Source organism: Streptomyces sp. NPDC043685, assembly GCF_056436585.1.
In genome coordinates this window covers 383,974-399,343 of the sequence record NZ_JBWKCH010000004.1, presented here as the reverse complement: position 1 = coordinate 399,343, position 15,370 = coordinate 383,974, and the positions used below count along the sequence as shown (strand labels likewise).

The window sequence follows — 15,370 nt, the reverse complement described above, 5'->3', positions numbered from 1 at the left end:
CCGCCGCGTGCGCGGCGGAGCCCCCTTCGGTCGTGCTGCTTCCGCCTTACCGGGTGAAGCCGTAGTTGAGCAGCTTCGTCGCGTCCGTCTTGCGGGCGTCCAGGCCGGTCGAGGCGAGGACCGTGCCGATGACGGTCTTGCCGTTGCGGGTGGCGGCGAAGACCAGGCAGTACTTCGCCTCCGGGCCGGAGCCGGTCTTCACACCGATCGCGCCCGAGTAGCTGGAGAGCAGTGGGTTGGTGTTCTCCCACGGGGCCATCGTCCGCGTGCCACCGGTCTTGGTGATCGTCTTGGCCGTGTACTTCTTCGTCTTGACGACCGTGCGGAACGTGGAGTTCTTCATCGCGGCGCTGGCGAGCTTGGTCAGGTCGCGCGGCGTGGAGTAGTTGGCCCCGTGGCCGATGCCGTCGAACGAGTCGAAGTGGGTGTTCTTCAGACCCAGGTTCTGGGCGGTGGTGTTCATCTTGCCGATGAACGACTTCACGCGCGCCGCGCGCGTCGAGCCCGAGCCGAACTTGTCGGCGAGGGCGTAGGCCGCGTCACAGCCGGACGGCAGCATCAGCCCGTAGAGCAGCTGGCGGACGGTGACCTTGTCGCCGACGATCAGCTTCGCGTTGGACGCGTAGTTGTTCTCGACGATGTAGTCGCTGTACGCCTTCTGGACGGTGACCTTGCTGTCCATGTTGAGGTTCGACTGCTTCAGCACCACCAGCGCCGTCATGATCTTGGTGGTCGAACCGGTCGAACGGCGGGTGTCGGCCGCCTTGGTGTAGAGCGACTTGCCGGTCGCGTTGTTCATCACATAGCCGCCCTTGGCGGCGATGGAGGGCGCCGAGGCGGCCTGCGCCGGCGCGACGGTGAGGGCACCGGTCGCGAGCATGGCGCCGGTGGTGACGGCGACGGCAGCGGCTCTGCGGAGTCGAGTGCCCTGAATGCCGGTTATCAACTGAAGTACCCCGATTACGTCGAATGCCCCAACGGTGCGGCCGAGTTGAGGACGAGGGGAAAGGGGCCGCACGTATCTGACTTGTAACTAGCACACAAGGTTGCGCTGTTGCCGAGGGGGACCCATGTTTTGCCACAGATGTGTGACACAGGAGTCCGCATACTGGACGTATCCCTTCATGCGTACCTGTTGTATCTATGCTGTCGGCATGACCCTGGCCGTGAAGCAACCGCCCGCCGCCGACCGTGTCTACGCCCATGTCAAACAGGGCGTCCTGGAGCGCCGTTACGAGGGCGGCACCCTCCTCACCGAGGGCGAGCTCGCCGACGCGGTGGGGGTCTCCCGCACACCGGTGCGGGAAGCGCTGCTCCGGCTGGAGGCCGAGGGGCTGATCCGGCTCTACCCGAAGAAGGGCGCCCTCGTCCTGCCGGTCTCCGCGCAGGAGATCGCCGACGTCGTCGAGACGCGGCTGCTCGTCGAGGAACACGCGGCGCGCAAGGCCGTCCCCGCGCCCCCCGGGCTCATCGAGCGCCTGGAAGAGCTGCTGGCCCGGCAGAAGAAGCAGGCCGCCGCCGGGGACCTCGCCGGGGCCGCCGTCACCGACCGCTGCTTCCACGCCGAGATCGTCCGCAGCGGCGGCAACGAGATCCTCTCCCGCCTCTACGACCAGCTGCGCGACCGGCAGTTGCGCATGGGCGTCGCCGTCATGCACTCCCACCCCGACCGCATCGCCAAGACCCTCGCCGAGCACGAGGAGATCCTCGACGCGCTGCGCTCCGGGGACGCCGAGGCGGCCGTCGGCCTCGTCCACCGGCACGTCGGCTGGTTCTCGCACCTGGCCCGGGGGGAGGTCCGTTGAGCTCCGGCACGCTCCCGGAGGACCCGCCGGGCGGCCGCCGCGCCCTGGCCGTCTGGGGCGTCGGCGTGTCGGTCTACTTCGTCGCGGTCATCTTCCGCACGTCCCTGGGCGTGGCCGGCCTCGACGCCGCCGACCGCTTCCACGTGAACGCCTCCGCCCTGTCCACCTTCTCCATCCTCCAACTGCTGGTCTACGCGGGCATGCAGATACCTGTCGGCCTGCTGGTCGACCGGCTGGGCACCAAGAAGGTGCTGGCGCTGGGCGCGGTGCTGTTCACGGCCGGGCAGCTGGGCTTCGCCTTCTCCCCCTCGTACGGCACGGCGCTCGCCTCCCGGGCGCTGCTCGGCTGCGGTGACGCGCTGACGTTCATCAGCGTGCTGCGCCTGGGCAGCCGCTGGTTCCCGGCCCGGCGCGGGCCGCTCGTCGCCCAGTTCGCGGGCCTGGTCGGCATGGCCGGCAACCTGGTCTCCACGCTCGTCCTGGCCCGGCTGCTGCACGGCATCGGCTGGACGGCGGCGTTCGCGGGCAGCGCCGCCGCCGGGGCCGTGGTGTTCGTCCTGGTGCTGCTGTTCCTGAAGGACCACCCCGAGGGCCACGAGCCGGAGCCGCTCCCGCACCGGGGCGCCGCCTACGTACGACGGCAGATCGCGGCCTCCTGGCGTGAGCCCGGGACCCGGCTCGGCCTCTGGGTGCACTTCACCACCCAGTTCCCGGCGATGGTGTTCCTGCTGCTGTGGGGCCTGCCGTTCCTCGTCGAGGCGCAGGGGCTGTCCCGGGCCGTCGCGGGCGAACTCCTCACCCTCGTCGTGCTGTCCAACATGGCCGTCGGCCTGGTCTACGGCCAGATCATCGCCCGGCACCACGGGGCGCGGCTGCCGCTCGCCCTCGGGACGGTCGGCACGACGGCGGTCCTGTGGGCGGCGACCCTCGCCTACCCGGGGCCGCACGCCCCGATGTGGCTGCTGATCGTGCTGTGCGCCGTGCTCGGGGCGTGCGGGCCGGCGTCGATGATCGGCTTCGACTTCGCCCGCCCTGCCAACCCGCCCGAACGGCAGGGCACCGCCTCCGGCATCACCAACATGGGCGGCTTCGTGGCCTCCATGACCACGCTGTTCGCGATCGGCGTGCTGCTGGACGCGACCGGCGACGACTACTCCCTGGCGTTCTCGGCGGTGTTCGTGCTCCAGGCGCTCGGGGTCTGCCAGATCCTGCGGCTGCGCAGGCGGGCGGCCCGGCGGGAACGGGAGCGGCTGGTCGCCAGCCGGGTGGAGACGGTGCACGTCCCGGTGTAGGTCAGCGGGCCGCCACCGGCACGAGGGTGAGGTAGGCCAGGCCGAGCACACCCCGGTAGGTGAGCCACCTGGCGCGGTGCCGGTCGAGGCGCTCGCGGGTCTCGGCCGCCTGGGGGTGGCCGGGGTGCCCGGCGAGCCACACCTCGGTGTCCGCGAGGTACCCCGACTCGAACGCCTCCCATTCGTCGAGGCTCGCGGTCTCCGTCCACTCCGGCCTGAATCCCGCGTCGACCGCCATGGCGACGAGGGTCGCGAGGTCGGGGTGGTCGGTGACGGCTGCGTCCGGCCACATGCGGGACAGCTCCTCGCAGGTGGGGGCGCGCTCCCAGAAGCCCTCGCCGAGGAGGACGCGGCCGTGGTCGGTGACGAGGCGGCGGAGGTCGGCCAGCGCGTCGGGGAGCCGGTCGCCGAGCGCCTGGCTCGCGCCGACGCACAGGACGAGGTCGGCGGGGCCGCGGGTGGTTCCTGTGGCGGACTCCTCGAGGAACCGCACCCGGGAGGCCAGTCCGCGCTCCGCGGCGGCCTTCCGCCCGCGCGCCAGGTCGTCGGCGTCCAGGTCGATGCCGGTGCCGGTCGCCTCCGGCGCGGCGGCGAGGGCGCGGAGCATGAGTTCGCCGGAGCCGCAGCCGATGTCCAGGACCGTGCGGGGGTGGTGGCGGGTGAGGCGCTGGACGAGGGCGTCCGCGCGGGTCTCGGACAGTGGGCCGTGGAAGGTCAGGCGGGTGCGGTGGGGTGGGGTCATGTCGGGGGACGCTACGGGGGTTGTGGGGCGGCGGCACGGGGTTTTCGGCGCCCGGCGTTCGTGCCGGGGGCGGGTGGGTCCGCAGCCCGGCGCAGCGGGGTGCCTCCCCCACGCCCACCCGTGCCGCCCCGAGCGGCACGCATGCCCGCAGCTGGGCGGCCGCATGCCCGCAGCGGGGAGGGCTACCGCGTCACCGTGAAGTTCCTCAGGATCGCCGCCGCCAGGTCCGGGTCGCCCTCCGTCTTCAGCCGGTCGGACACCGCCTGCGGGCTCACGCGCCCGCAGGCCAGGCGGACGTACGTCTCCCAGTCGAGCGTGAGGGTCGCGGCCGGGCCGAGGGCCGGGGCCGTCTCCAGGGTGCCGCGGCCCTGGATGTCGACGCGGATCGTGCGCAGGAACTCGACGGGCCCGTGCACGTCGAAGACGATCGCCGAGCTGCGCGGCGCCTGCGCGTCCTCGGCCACCACGCGCGGGAGTTCGCCGAGCAGCACGTCACAGGCGACCAGCGCGCCGGGGGAGTCGAGGTTGCCGGGCCGGCCCAGGGCCGCACGCAGGTCCTGCTCGTGCACCCACACGTCGAACGCGTGCCGCCGCATCGACTCCTCGAGGGTGAGCTCGCTGCCGAACGGCCCCCGCACCTTGGTGCCCGGGTCGCGCGATTCGTTGCGCAGCTGCCGGTTGCGGCGGATGATCACGTACTCCAGCTCGGACGTCATCTCCGGCGCCGTGTGGTGGCGGCGCACGTCGACCTGCATCTCCATGTAGCGCTGGTGCTCGTTGGTGACGTGGAAGAGGTCACGCGGGAGGCTGTGGATGGGCCGCGGGTCGCCGAGCATCTCGCAGTCCAGACCGATGAGATGGGAGACCACGTCCCGCACCGACCACCCCGGGCACGGCGTCCGCCGGTTCCACTCGGCCTCCACGAGCGGCTGGACCAGCTCGGATATCGCTTCGATCGAGTGGGTCCAGGCGTCGGCGTAGGGCTGGAGGGTGGGATGCAGACTCACGGAACGGGACCCCTCGGCGGTCGGTGCACGGGCAGGTGGTGGCGGCGTTGCCAGTGGGAGGTGGCGGCTGTCGGCGGGCGTCTCGCGAGCTAAGTTACGCTGCTCTGGGGCACCCCGGCAGTGCTTTCGTGTGACGATCGTAGGCCCGTGTGGACGACTCGAATGCCAGGACGGTGGTAGTGTGCGCGCCTCTGTGATCCAGATCGCCGTGAACGAGGACGAATCGGTCGAAGCGCGTCGGCGGCGGGCGGCCGACCTGGTCCGTGAACAGGCCGGAGCCGACCTGGTCCTCCTGCCGGAGCTGTGGACCACGGGGGCCTTCGCCTACGAGGAGTTCGCGCGCGAGGCCGAGCCGCTCGAAGGTCCGACCTACGAGGCGATGGCCAAGGCCGCGAGCGACGCGGGCGTCTGGCTGCACGCGGGCTCCGTCCCGGAACGGGACCCCGAGGGTCCGCTCTACAACACCTCCCTCGTCTTCTCCCCCTCCGGCGACCTGGCCGCGGCCTACCGGAAGATCCACCGCTTCGGCTTCGACAAGGGCGAGGCCGTGCTGATGGGGGCGGGCAGCGAGCTGGTGACGGTGCGGCTGCCCGCGACGACCCTGGGCCTGTCCACCTGCTACGACCTCCGCTTCCCCGAGCTCTTCCGCGGGCTCGTCGACGCCGGGGCCGAGACGCTCGTGGTGGCGGCGGGCTGGCCGGAGCGCCGCCGGTCCCACTGGACGCTCCTGGCCCAGGCACGGGCGGTCGAGAACCAGTCGTTCGTCCTGGCCTGCGCGACGGCCGGGACGCACGCCGGAATTCCCCAGGCCGGTCACTCGATCGTGGTGGACCCGTGGGGTGAGGTGCTGGCGCAGGCCGGTGCCGGCGAGGAGGTCCTCACGGTGGAGTTCGACCCCGGGAAGGTCGCGGCGACCCGTGAGCAGTTCCCGGCGCTGAAGGACCGGGTGCTGGGCCTCCAGCCCCCGCGCCGGCCCTGACCCGGGCGCCCTCAGTCCTCCCGTTCCTTCTCCGCCAGGTGGATCACACACACGGCCACCGCGATCAGCAGCGCGGGATCCGCGTCCTCGCGGACGACGTCCACGCCGTAGGTGTCCCGCACGGTCAGCCACCGCCGGGAGATCACCGCCAGCAGCTCCCCGTCGTACTCGACGGCGAACTCCCGGTCGAGGATCTTGCCGCTGACGTCGAGTTCGTTGCCGTCGGCCAGGGACACCCGGTAGTGGTTGCGCAGCAGGGACAGCCGTTTGCGGCGAATCGTCGCCAGCGGCTCTCCGCCGCGCTGGAGCACCATGGTGTCGCGCAGGGCGAGCATCTTCTGGTGGATGTCGACGAGGACGCGTCCGTGGGGGTCCTTCAGCTCCCAGGTGTCCCGCAGCCGCAGCGCCTTGCCGTCGACGAGGAACACCTTGCTGCCGTGGTCGTCCTCGATCCAGTAGTCGTCACCGAAACCGAGAAGCCGGTCGTACACGAGGAATCTCATGGGACCAGGGCTTCCCCGCCGCCCGGTCCGAAACGCCGTCTGTAGGCCGACGGGCTGAGGCCGGTCGCCCGCCACAGGCGCGTGCGCAGGTTGGCGGCCCCCACAGCGATCCTCATGTTCGAACCGACCGGCACCCTGACGGTCGGCGACCACCACGACGCGATCCCGGCCCATGTGGACGCCACGACGGGACACCTGCTGGGCTGATCGCCGGGGGGCCGGGAACGAGCCGGCCTGTCACACCTCCAGTTCCTCCGATGCTTCCTCGCCGTCCGTGACCGCTTCCTCCTGTGCGGCTTTCCGGCGCAGGTTCTCCACGTCCGTCTGCAGGCCGATGAGCAGCTTGTGCAGTTCGTCGAGGACGGTCACCGGGACGATGGGGGTGTGGCTGCCGACCTCCGGTTCGAGGAGGAGCAACCGGTCGAGGGAGTCCCGGGCGCCCGTGACGCTCTGCCGCAGGACGTACCGGTGTTCGGCGGCCCGCTGGCTGGCGGGCAGGGACACCTCCTGCGACGGCCCCGGAGCCGGATCTGTGGACGAGCCGGCCTCCCGGCTCTCGCGGTCCCCGGTTTCGCTCGTCACGCCCTCGCCGGTCGCGCCTGTCACACCCCCGTCGGCTTCCGCCGGTCCCGCCGCCGGGCCGGTCCTCGGCTCCGGCTGGGGCGGCACGAAGAGTGCCTTCTGAGGGCGCGCCTTGAGGGCCCGGTCCGGGTTCGACGCCCAGACGACGTCCCACTGATGCAGCATCACCGGCACACCGTCGGCGTCGCGCTCGATCTGGTCGGCCTCGTCGAGATCCACCTTGAAATGCACGTACGGCGTGCCGGCCTCGCCCTCCGCCTTCTGTTTGTGGATGAGCTGGCGCATCGTCACGGCGTTCTCGGGCAGCGCGTCGCTGCGAAACCGGTTCGCGGCGAGGGCGAGGGTCCACAGCCCCAGCTCGTTGTGCTGCTGGGACAGGTCCTCGATGACCTGGTTGACGTCGGCGCGGAACGGGACGCCGCCCTTCTCCTTGGCGGCCATGAGGGCCGATCCGACGTTGCGGGTGAGGAGCTTGTCGGCGATCAGCGCCACGCCCCCGGCCACGGCCAGGGTGCATCGGGCGTCCCTGTCGCCGAGCAGGGCGGGCTTCACCAGGCTGGTGAAGTCGTCGGTGGGCAGGGGTTCCCACTCCTGGATCACGTCAGAGGTGAGGACGCCGCCGTTGTTCCAGGCGTTGCGTGCCTGGGTGGTGACGTGCTTCTTGTACGAGCGCCACGGGAGGTCGATCAGCGGACCGAGCAGTTCCGCGAACCCCTTGAGGCCCATGCGCCTGCCGCCCTTGATTGCCTTGGCCTGGTCCTTCAGCGGGTCGAGAAGCTCCGGGCGGGTCAGCGCGTGCACCAGGTAGACGCTGCGCCACAGGGCGGTGCCGGGCGGGGCCGTGCCCCCGTCGGTGGCGAACACGGAGGGAATCTCCTCCACCGGGATCCGGCCGACGGCCAGTCCGTAGACGACCTGGAGGTCGTCCTTGGGGACGAGCGAGTCGCCGAGCTGGATCACGCGCTTGAGGGCGCGGGTGGCGACCTCGACGTTCTGTGCGGCCGTGTCCCACTGCTTGAACTCGACGTGCACCGAGGCCAGGACAGAGCGGATCGCGTCGTCGAAGATGTCCTCGGCGGCCAGCAGATGCCCGGGGTGGCCTTCCGCCCCGACGGCGATCTGGGCCGGGAGGACGTAGGTCTGGGCGATCTGGGCGGCGCGCGTTCCCGGCTCCTCCGCGGTCATGGCCTGGGCGAACTCCTTCCTGAGCGCCCGGCGCCATCGCTCGCGGCCGGCGGCCAGCCGCTGTCCGAGTGGGTCACTGCCGGGCCCCGGGGACACGGCGGAGTTCTTGCCGAACAGTGAGTCCACCGCGAGTCCCGCCGCTTCCGCCGCGTCCGCGTCCGGCCCGGCCTGCACGGCCCAGGCGCTGGCGAGCCGGGTGATGCCGTCCCGTACCACCAGGGCGTGGAAGGACTCGGTGCCGTCCTCGAAGGTGATCTCGACGGGATGGGTGATGAGGTTGCGGGTGACCTTGCGGGCGAGGATGGAGGGCGCGTAGCTGTTGAGGGACAGGGTGCCGTGGATGGTCTGCCACACGTGGTTCCGCAGGTGGGCGAGGTCCTGGAATCGGTAGCGGACGATGGCGCAGGGCCGGTCCTCGTCGGTGATGCCCTGCACCTGGGGGTCGGGGATCTCCATGACCTCCATGCCCGTGCGGGGCTGGATGCCGGGCAGCACTTCGCTCAGGTAGACCCGGGTGACCACCGAGTGCAGGGTGGCACCGTCGACGTTCTCCACCATCAGCAGCCCGGCGGGCTCCTCGGGGGTGGGACGCAGCTGTACCGCCACCCCGTCGGGCCCGGTCGTGGCGCGGGCGACGGCTCGCCAGGCCGCCTCCGGCAGCAGCGTCACCGGGTTGGCCTCGCCCGCCGCCACCACCTTCGCCAGATCCGCGTCCCCGGTCGCGACCGGTAGGTCGGGCTCGACATTGGACACCAGTACGGAATCGGAACCCCACTGCACGGTGAAGGAGCGGGGAGCGTGAACGGGCATGGGCGATGTCCTCCGGGAGAAAGGGGCAGTAAGGCGGTGTGGGTGTGACGGGGAGCAGCGGCCCGATGCTCTCGGGCCGCTGCTCGGCAGTCGGCGGACCGGCTTTCGTCAGATCCCGATGGGCCGCGCGGCACCCGGCAGCAACTCGGGGAGCCAATCCCAGAGGAACCGGCGGTGGTGGGATCGGGCGTAGTGCTGGTAGGCGCAGTACGCGACGAACTCCGCGGCCTCCAGCAGGCCTCCCGCCTCGGCGGACGCGTACGGCGCACTTCGGACCAGGCTCGGGGCGGCGGGGACGGGGCCGGGGATGAGCTCGTACCACGTGGTGTCGGCCGGGGTGCGGATGAGCGCCAGGGCGGACGACCTGTCCCTCGCGTGCCGGGAGGACAGCTCGCCGAGGACGGCCTCGGTCGTGGCGGTGGCGCTCATGCCCCGTCCGCGGGCGCTGCCGACCGTGGTCCCCGGCAGACGGGCGACCACCCCCAGCCCCCGCCGCAGGACGTGCCGGTAGCTCCACTGTTCGGCCCGGTTCGGACCACGGTGGGCCGACGGGAAGCGCGGCCTGCCCTGCCCGGCGGCGAGTTTCCTGGCGCGAAGCGTGTCACCGCGCCTGATGTTCAGCGCGGGATCCGCGTACAGCTCCTCGCGGAACTCGCGCCAGACGTCAGTGGTTTCCTTCGACTCCAAGGCCTCGTAGGGCATGTGGAGCCACCCGGCGACGGACATGTCCGGGCCGCCGGACAGGACGGTGAAGTAGACACTCCCAGGTGGATTGTTCGCGTTTGTGAAGATGGGAGATGTGTGTTGGGCCTCGCCGCCGGCGGCGGGGATGGCAGAGTGGCTTTCGGAAGCGCTCAAGGCTCAACTCCGATGCATGGCACGGGATGTCGTGGAGCCTCCGCTGCAACGCGGTGCTCGTGCGTTGCAGGCGCCTCGCTTCGCACGCTGATGAAACTACTGTCTGCGTGGCGGGCCACCAAGCCGATCAAGACGGTCGGTCGAACCCGGACGTACACTGCCCCGAAGTGATCCGATCGGGGCGAGATCGGGCAGCAAGTAGTCGCTTACGAGCCCAAGTGCCCCAGCGCTTCGGGGTAGTTGTCGAAGAGCCGGGGCAGCGGGCTCTGCCCGAGCTTGTCGAGGGCGGCGAGCGTCGATGCGATGGCCACGGTCTGGCCGAGGGCGCTGGTCTTCTCGATGACGAACACGTACTCGTTCTCGGAAGTCGGCAGGCGCCGGGGCAGCGTGATGAGTCCGAGCTTGTCGAACTCCTTGGAGATCTCATCGCACAGCTCGGCGCTCAGACGTTGCCGCTCCGGCGCCGCGTACTTCTTGATGAAGCGCATCGAGAGCCGCTTGATGCCGTGGTCCACCTCGACGGCGTGAGCGATAACGGTGAAGTTCATAACTCAGCACATTACTGAGTTAGTTGCTGAGATACCTGGACTTGCGTCGAAAGCCTCCCGGACGCTCGCGCGCGACCCGGGGTGCGGACCTCTCGCTGTCCTACACCCCGTAACCGTCGCTGTAGCCGTCGCGCCGGTGGTGGTGCGCCGCCGGGTCTTCGACGACCGGCGTGGTGGGGGGCACCACCACGCGCCTGCGCCGCGCGATGCTGCTGAACGTGGTGACGCCGATCAGTCCGACGATCATCAGAATGATGCCGACCAGGTCGAGGTTGACCCCTTGCATGTCCCAGTCGGTCGCGAACGTGAGGATGGCTCCCACGGCGATGAGGATGATGCATCCGCCGAGGCCCATGTGTGTCGCCTCCCTGTACGGTCCGGTCGGTCCGGTCCCGAACACCGGGTACCCCCGCGGCGAACACCCATGCGGTGGCGCGTGGTTCTACCTCTCCAGGAAGGCCGTCAGCGCGTTGGCGAGCAGGAACGGGTCGTCGGCGCCGCACAGTTCGCGCACGCTGTGCATCGACAGGATGGCCACGCCGATGTCGACGGTCCTGATGCCGTGCCGGGCGGCGGTGATCGGGCCGATCGTGGTGCCGCAGGGCATGGAGTTGTTGGAGACGAAGGACTGGAAGGGCACGTCGGCCGCCTCGCAGGCCGCCGCGAACTCGGCGCGCCCCGAACCGTCCGTGGCGTAGCGGTTGTTGACGTTGACCTTGAGGATCGGGCCGCCGTTGACACGCGGGTGGTGCGTCGGGTCGTGCCGCTCCGCGTAGTTGGGGTGGACGGCGTGGCCGGTGTCGGAGGAGAGGCAGACCGTGCCGGCGAAGGCGCGCGCCCGGTCCTCGTAGGTGCCGCCGCGGGCGAAGACCGAGCGCTCCAGCACCGTGCCGAGCAGCGGTCCGTCCGCGCCGGTGTCGGACTGGGAGCCGTTCTCCTCGTGGTCGAAGGCGGCCAGGACCGGGATGGACGTCAACGAGCCGGAGGCCGCGGCGGTCAGCGCCGCCGTGCCGGCGTGCACGGACAGCAGGTTGTCCATGCGGGGCCCGGCCAGCAGCTCGCGGTCGCGGCCGAGGTAGGCGGGCGGTTCGACGGAGTGGGTCATGAGGTCCCAGCCGGTGACCTCGCCGGCGGGGATGCCGGCCTCCTCCTCCAGGAAGGCGATCAGGTCGCCGTCGCGCACATCGCGGCCGAGGCCCCACACCGGCTGCATGTGCCGCTGCTTGTCGAGCTTGAGGCCGTCGGCCGTCACCGAGCGGTCCAGGTGGATGGCGAGCTGCGGGACCCGCAGCAGCGGCCGGTCGACGTCGACCAGGCGCGTGGAGCCGTCGCGCAGGGTCAGCCGGCCCGCGAGGCCGAGGTCGCGGTCCAGCCAGGAGTTGAGCAGCGGTCCGCCGTAGATCTCCACGGCCACCTGCCGCCAGCCGTGCGCCCCGCTGTCGGGGAGCGGCTTGACGCGCAGGTTGGGGGAGTCGGTGTGGGCGCCGACGATCCGGAACGGTGTGTGGGGGGCGGCGCCCTCCGGCACGTACCAGGCGATGATCGCGCCGCCGCGCAGGACGTACTTGCCGCCGCTCGTCCCGTCCCACGCGTCCGTCTCGGCGACCTGCTTGAAGCCCGCCTTCTCCAGCCGTTCGGCGGCGGTGGCCACGGCGTGGTACGGCGTGGGGCTCGCCGCCAGGAAGGTCATGAGGTCGTCGGTGTGGCCGCGGTCGAAGCGGGCTGGTTGGGTCATGGGTTCACCTTAACGACGGACGAGGGCCCGTTCCCGGCGTAGGGGAACAGGCCCTCGAACACAGGACGCGGGAGACCTAGAACGCGGCCTCGTCCAGCTCCATCAGGTCCAGCTCGACACCCTCGGCGACCTTGCGGGCCAGGGTGACGCCCGGCAGGACGTTGGCGGCGAAGAACTTCGCGGCGGCGATCTTGCCGGTGTAGAAGGCCTTGTCCTTGGCGGAGGCCGTCTCCAGCTTCTCGGCGGCGATCGCGGCGCCCCGAAGCAGCAGGTAACCGACGACGACGTCTCCGGAGGCCATCAGCAGGCGGGTGGTGTTGAGCCCGACCTTGTAGATGTTCTTGACGTCCTGCTCGGTGGCGGCGAGGTCGGTCAGCATCAGGCCGACGATGGCCTCCAGCTCGACCGCGGCCTTGGCGAGGTGCTCGCGGGCAGCGGCCAGCTCCTCACCGCCCGTGCCGAGGGCGAGGAACTTCTTGATGTCCTCGGCGAGGGAGTTCAGCGCGGCGCCCTGGTTGCGGACGATCTTCCGGAAGAAGAAGTCCTGGCCCTGGATCGCCGTGGTGCCCTCGTAGAGGGTGTCGATCTTGGAGTCCCGGATGTACTGCTCGATCGGGTACTCCTGGAGGAAGCCGGAGCCGCCGAAGGTCTGCAGCGACTGGGCGAGCTGCTCGTAGCCCTTCTCGGAGCCGTAGCCCTTGACGATCGGCAGGAGCAGGTCGTTGAGGGCCTCCAGGGTGGAGGTGTCCTCGCCGGCTGCCTCCTTGATCTGGATCTCGTCCTGGATCGCCGCGGTGTGCAGCACCAGGGCGCGCATGCCCTCCGCGTACGCCTTCTGCGTCATGAGCGAGCGGCGCACGTCCGGGTGGTGGGTGATGGTGACCTTGGGCGCGGTCTTGTCCATGAAGTTGGCCAGGTCCGGACCCTGGACGCGCTCCTTGGCGTACTCCAGCGCGTTGAGGTAGCCCGTGGACAGCGTGGAGATCGCCTTCGTGCCGACCATCATGCGGGCGAACTCGATGATGCGGAACATCTGGCGGATGCCGTCGTGCTTGTCGCCGATCAGCCAGCCCTTGGCGGGGTGCTGGTCGCCGAAGGTCATCTCGCAGGTGTTGGAGGCCTTCAGGCCCATCTTGTGCTCGACGTTGGTGGCGTAGACGCCGTTGCGCTCGCCCAGCTCGCCGGTCTCGAAGTCGAAGAGGTACTTCGGGACGAGGAAGAGGGACAGGCCCTTGGTGCCGGGGCCGGCGCCCTCGGGACGGGCGAGCACGTAGTGGAGGATGTTCTCCGACATGTCGTGCTCACCGGAGGTGATGAAGCGCTTCACGCCCTCGATGTGCCAGGAGCCGTCCTCCTGCTGCACGGCCTTGGTGCGGCCGGCGCCCACGTCGGAGCCCGCGTCGGGCTCGGTGAGCACCATCGTGGAGCCCCACTGCTTCTCGGTGGCGATCTTGGCTATGTGCTTCTGGACCTCGTTGCCCTCCTCGAAGAGGATGCCGGCGAAGGCCGGGCCCGAGGAGTACATCCACACGGCCGGGTTGGCGCCCAGGATCAGCTCGGCGTAGGCCCAGATCAGGGAGCGGGGCGAGGTGGTGCCGCCGATCTCCTCGGGCAGGCCGAGCCGCCAGTACTCGGAGTCCATGAAGGCCTGGTAGCTCTTCTTGAAGGACGCGGGGACCGGCGCCGTGTTGGTCTCCGGGTCGAAGACCGGCGGGTTGCGGTCGGCGTCGATGAAGGATTCCGCCAGGTCGTTCTCCGAGAGGCGGGTCATCTCCTCAAGGATGCTCTTGGCGGTCTCGACGTCCATCTCCTCGAACGGACCGGTGCCGTACACCTTGTCGCGGCCGAGTACCTCGAAGAGGTTGAACTCGATGTCGCGGAGATTCGACTTGTAGTGCCCCATGGTGACGGCTCCCGGCTCCGTAGAGAGGTGTGCGAGGCACTGAATCCTCGCGCTAGTTCACGTACCAACAAGTAGCTCCGATGATGCTACCCGTCGGTAATAAGAAGCAACCCCGATCCGGTCATCTGTGACGCGTGGCTCATACCGGCAACAGGCCGGCCCGGCCCTCCGTGCTCGGTACGCTTGCGCTCATGTACGGCTACGACCAGACAGCGGGCCCGCAAGGGCAGTACGCGCCTCCGCAGCAGCCGATGTCCGGCGGGTACGGGCAGCAGCCGCCGCTGTACCCCGAGCCGTCCCCGCCCTCGCTCACGGACGCGGTGCGCGCGTTCACCACCGGGCAGATGGCGGCGGAGGACTTCCAGCAGGTCTTCGCCACGTCGAAGGTCTACTGCCCGCGCGGCGACAACCCCGGTTTCCTCGCCCTGCACAACACCCAGCAGCCGGTCATCCCGATGTTCAGCACGCTCAAGGAGCTGCGCAGGTACGCGGGCAAGGAGTCCAAGTACTTCGTGATCACCGGCGCCGAGGTCCTGGACCTGCTGCCGACGGGCTACGGCTTCGTCCTCGACATGGAGGGCGACCACCGGATGGTGTTCGACGCGAAGGCCGTGGAGCAGATGGTCGAGTTCGCGATGCGGCGGATGTACGGCTAGTCCTTGGCTCCTTCGCCGTCTCCCTTCGGCAGGCGTAGCGCGAGGCCGTCCAGGACGACCTCGAGGCCGTAGGCGAACTTCATGTCGCGCAGGGCGGCGGGGTCGGTGGTGGCCTCCTCGACCTCCGCGTGCGGGATCGCCAGGTGGGAGTGGCCGGCCGCCGCCTGCTGGGCGGCCGGCATCAGACGGGTGATGAGGCCGGCCTCGGTCTCGCCGGAGCGCGCGACCGTGCTGAGCCAGGCCGCTTCCGCGCTGCTCATGCCCATGACGTACGAGAAGACGGTCTCGATCGCCCGGCTCGGCTCGGGGAAGCCCGCCGCCGTGAACAGCGCGGCGAGCCGCTCGGAGAAGTTCATGTAGTTGGGGCCCAGGTAGGCGAGACCGGCCTGGCCGAGCACCAGGGTCAGCCAGGGGTGCCGCAGCGCGGTCGTGCGGAAGGACTGGGCGGCCTCCGTCACCGCCGCGCGCCAGTCGGGGCGGTCGGCCGCCGGGACGTGGACCTCGGCGGTCACCTCGTCCACCGCCAGCTCCATCAGCTCGTCCTTCGTCGCCACGTGCCGGTAGAGCGAGGTGGCGCCCGCGTTCAGGCGGGCGCCGAGCTTGCGCATGCTGAGCGCCTCGATGCCGTCCGCGTCGAGCATGGCGATCGCCTCGCGGACGATCGCGTCCCGGCTGAGCGCGGGCTGGTCGGCCCGGCGCTGCTCGCGGGTCCACACCGACGGGATCGGATTCCGGTCCGTCGCCCTGCTCCTGCTCATCGCGGCT

General features: G+C 70.4%; 15 protein-coding genes and 1 pseudogene. 5 read left to right on the top strand and 11 right to left on the bottom strand.

Annotated features, from left to right (window positions below):
• Positions 1-46 precede the first annotated feature (46 nt).
• Entirely contained in the window at positions 47-946 is a 900-nt protein-coding gene (locus AC0665_RS15305) for a serine hydrolase (protein WP_366049203.1), read from the bottom strand.
• A 208-nt stretch (positions 947-1,154) separates the two neighbouring features.
• On the opposite strand from AC0665_RS15305, the gene AC0665_RS15300 reads away from it, so the two are divergent.
• A complete protein-coding gene (locus AC0665_RS15300) occupies positions 1,155-1,805 on the top strand; it encodes a GntR family transcriptional regulator (protein ID WP_468408155.1) in 651 nt (216 codons plus the stop codon).
• Positions 1,802-3,097 (top strand): MFS transporter, encoded by a 1,296-nt coding sequence (locus AC0665_RS15295; RefSeq protein WP_468408157.1) that lies wholly within the window; start codon positions 1,802-1,804, stop codon positions 3,095-3,097. The genes AC0665_RS15300 and AC0665_RS15295 overlap by 4 nt, the downstream gene beginning before the upstream one ends.
• A gap of 1 nt (position 3,098) precedes the next feature.
• Here AC0665_RS15295 and AC0665_RS15290 read toward each other — a convergent pair whose 3' ends face one another.
• Entirely contained in the window at positions 3,099-3,839 is a 741-nt protein-coding gene (locus AC0665_RS15290) for an SAM-dependent methyltransferase (RefSeq protein ID WP_478603129.1), read from the bottom strand.
• A gap of 182 nt (positions 3,840-4,021) precedes the next feature.
• On the bottom strand, positions 4,022-4,846 hold the full coding sequence (locus AC0665_RS15285; protein ID WP_478705153.1) for a maleylpyruvate isomerase family mycothiol-dependent enzyme: 825 nt from the start codon (positions 4,844-4,846) through the stop codon (positions 4,022-4,024).
• 181 nt (positions 4,847-5,027) lie between these two features.
• Between AC0665_RS15285 and AC0665_RS15280 the strand changes: the two genes are divergently transcribed.
• A complete protein-coding gene (locus AC0665_RS15280; RefSeq protein WP_468634649.1) occupies positions 5,028-5,825 on the top strand; it encodes a carbon-nitrogen family hydrolase in 798 nt (265 codons plus the stop codon).
• Positions 5,826-5,836: 11 nt separating this feature from the next.
• On the opposite strand, the gene AC0665_RS15275 is transcribed toward AC0665_RS15280, so the two are convergent.
• Entirely contained in the window at positions 5,837-6,328 is a 492-nt protein-coding gene (locus AC0665_RS15275) for an LURP-one-related/scramblase family protein (protein ID WP_468408165.1), read from the bottom strand.
• Positions 6,329-6,427: 99 nt separating this feature from the next.
• Here AC0665_RS15275 and AC0665_RS15270 point away from each other — a divergent pair.
• Positions 6,428-6,535: pseudogene (locus AC0665_RS15270) on the top strand (cupin domain-containing protein); the annotation flags it as partial.
• A 30-nt stretch (positions 6,536-6,565) separates the two neighbouring features.
• Here AC0665_RS15270 and AC0665_RS15265 read toward each other — a convergent pair.
• The 6 genes from AC0665_RS15265 to AC0665_RS15240 form a co-directional block, all read right to left on the bottom strand.
• Positions 6,566-8,905, bottom strand: a complete 2,340-nt coding sequence (locus AC0665_RS15265; protein WP_478603139.1) for a hypothetical protein — start codon at positions 8,903-8,905, stop codon at positions 6,566-6,568.
• A gap of 108 nt (positions 8,906-9,013) precedes the next feature.
• The gene (locus AC0665_RS15260; RefSeq protein ID WP_478705152.1) at positions 9,014-9,607 is read right to left on the bottom strand and encodes a hypothetical protein; all 594 of its coding nucleotides are present in this window, start codon (positions 9,605-9,607) and stop codon (positions 9,014-9,016) included.
• A gap of 362 nt (positions 9,608-9,969) precedes the next feature.
• On the bottom strand, positions 9,970-10,311 hold the full coding sequence (locus tag AC0665_RS15255; protein ID WP_478705151.1) for a hypothetical protein: 342 nt from the start codon (positions 10,309-10,311) through the stop codon (positions 9,970-9,972).
• Between the two features lie 100 nt (positions 10,312-10,411).
• Positions 10,412-10,666 carry a DUF6458 family protein gene (locus tag AC0665_RS15250; protein ID WP_361296595.1) on the bottom strand — a complete coding sequence of 85 codons (255 nt, stop codon included), beginning with the start codon at positions 10,664-10,666 and terminating at the stop codon, positions 10,412-10,414.
• 87 nt (positions 10,667-10,753) lie between these two features.
• Complete coding sequence (locus AC0665_RS15245; protein WP_478508388.1) at positions 10,754-12,046, bottom strand: M18 family aminopeptidase; 1,293 nt, start codon at positions 12,044-12,046, stop codon at positions 10,754-10,756.
• 76 nt (positions 12,047-12,122) lie between these two features.
• Positions 12,123-13,949, bottom strand: a complete 1,827-nt coding sequence (locus AC0665_RS15240) for an acyl-CoA dehydrogenase (RefSeq protein ID WP_363121360.1) — start codon at positions 13,947-13,949, stop codon at positions 12,123-12,125.
• Between the two features lie 191 nt (positions 13,950-14,140).
• Between AC0665_RS15240 and AC0665_RS15235 the strand changes: the two genes are divergently transcribed.
• On the top strand, positions 14,141-14,605 hold the full coding sequence (locus tag AC0665_RS15235) for an SseB family protein (RefSeq protein ID WP_363121359.1): 465 nt from the start codon (positions 14,141-14,143) through the stop codon (positions 14,603-14,605).
• Here the strand turns inward: AC0665_RS15235 and AC0665_RS15230 are convergent.
• Positions 14,602-15,363: a TetR/AcrR family transcriptional regulator gene (locus AC0665_RS15230; protein WP_478705150.1), complete on the bottom strand. Its 762-nt coding sequence runs from the start codon at positions 15,361-15,363 to the stop codon at positions 14,602-14,604. The two genes, AC0665_RS15235 and AC0665_RS15230, sit on opposite strands and share 4 nt — an antisense overlap.
• Positions 15,364-15,370: the final 7 nt, after the last annotated feature.

What these genes read in the sequence shown, in the direction of transcription:
- AC0665_RS15300 (WP_468408155.1), top strand. Translation starts at nt 1,155, where the DNA reads ATGACCCTGGCCGTGAAGCAACCGCCCGCCGCCGACCGTGTCTACGCC.
- AC0665_RS15290 (WP_478603129.1), bottom strand. Translation starts at nt 3,839, where the DNA reads ATGACCCCACCCCACCGCACCCGCCTGACCTTCCACGGCCCACTGTCC.
- AC0665_RS15275 (WP_468408165.1), bottom strand. Translation starts at nt 6,328, where the DNA reads ATGAGATTCCTCGTGTACGACCGGCTTCTCGGTTTCGGTGACGACTAC.
- AC0665_RS15265 (WP_478603139.1), bottom strand. Translation starts at nt 8,905, where the DNA reads ATGCCCGTTCACGCTCCCCGCTCCTTCACCGTGCAGTGGGGTTCCGAT.
- AC0665_RS15260 (WP_478705152.1), bottom strand. Translation starts at nt 9,607, where the DNA reads ATGCCCTACGAGGCCTTGGAGTCGAAGGAAACCACTGACGTCTGGCGC.
- AC0665_RS15255 (WP_478705151.1), bottom strand. Translation starts at nt 10,311, where the DNA reads ATGAACTTCACCGTTATCGCTCACGCCGTCGAGGTGGACCACGGCATC.
- AC0665_RS15250 (WP_361296595.1), bottom strand. Translation starts at nt 10,666, where the DNA reads ATGGGCCTCGGCGGATGCATCATCCTCATCGCCGTGGGAGCCATCCTC.
- AC0665_RS15245 (WP_478508388.1), bottom strand. Translation starts at nt 12,046, where the DNA reads ATGACCCAACCAGCCCGCTTCGACCGCGGCCACACCGACGACCTCATG.
- AC0665_RS15240 (WP_363121360.1), bottom strand. Translation starts at nt 13,949, where the DNA reads ATGGGGCACTACAAGTCGAATCTCCGCGACATCGAGTTCAACCTCTTC.
- AC0665_RS15235 (WP_363121359.1), top strand. Translation starts at nt 14,141, where the DNA reads ATGTACGGCTACGACCAGACAGCGGGCCCGCAAGGGCAGTACGCGCCT.
- AC0665_RS15230 (WP_478705150.1), bottom strand. Translation starts at nt 15,363, where the DNA reads ATGAGCAGGAGCAGGGCGACGGACCGGAATCCGATCCCGTCGGTGTGG.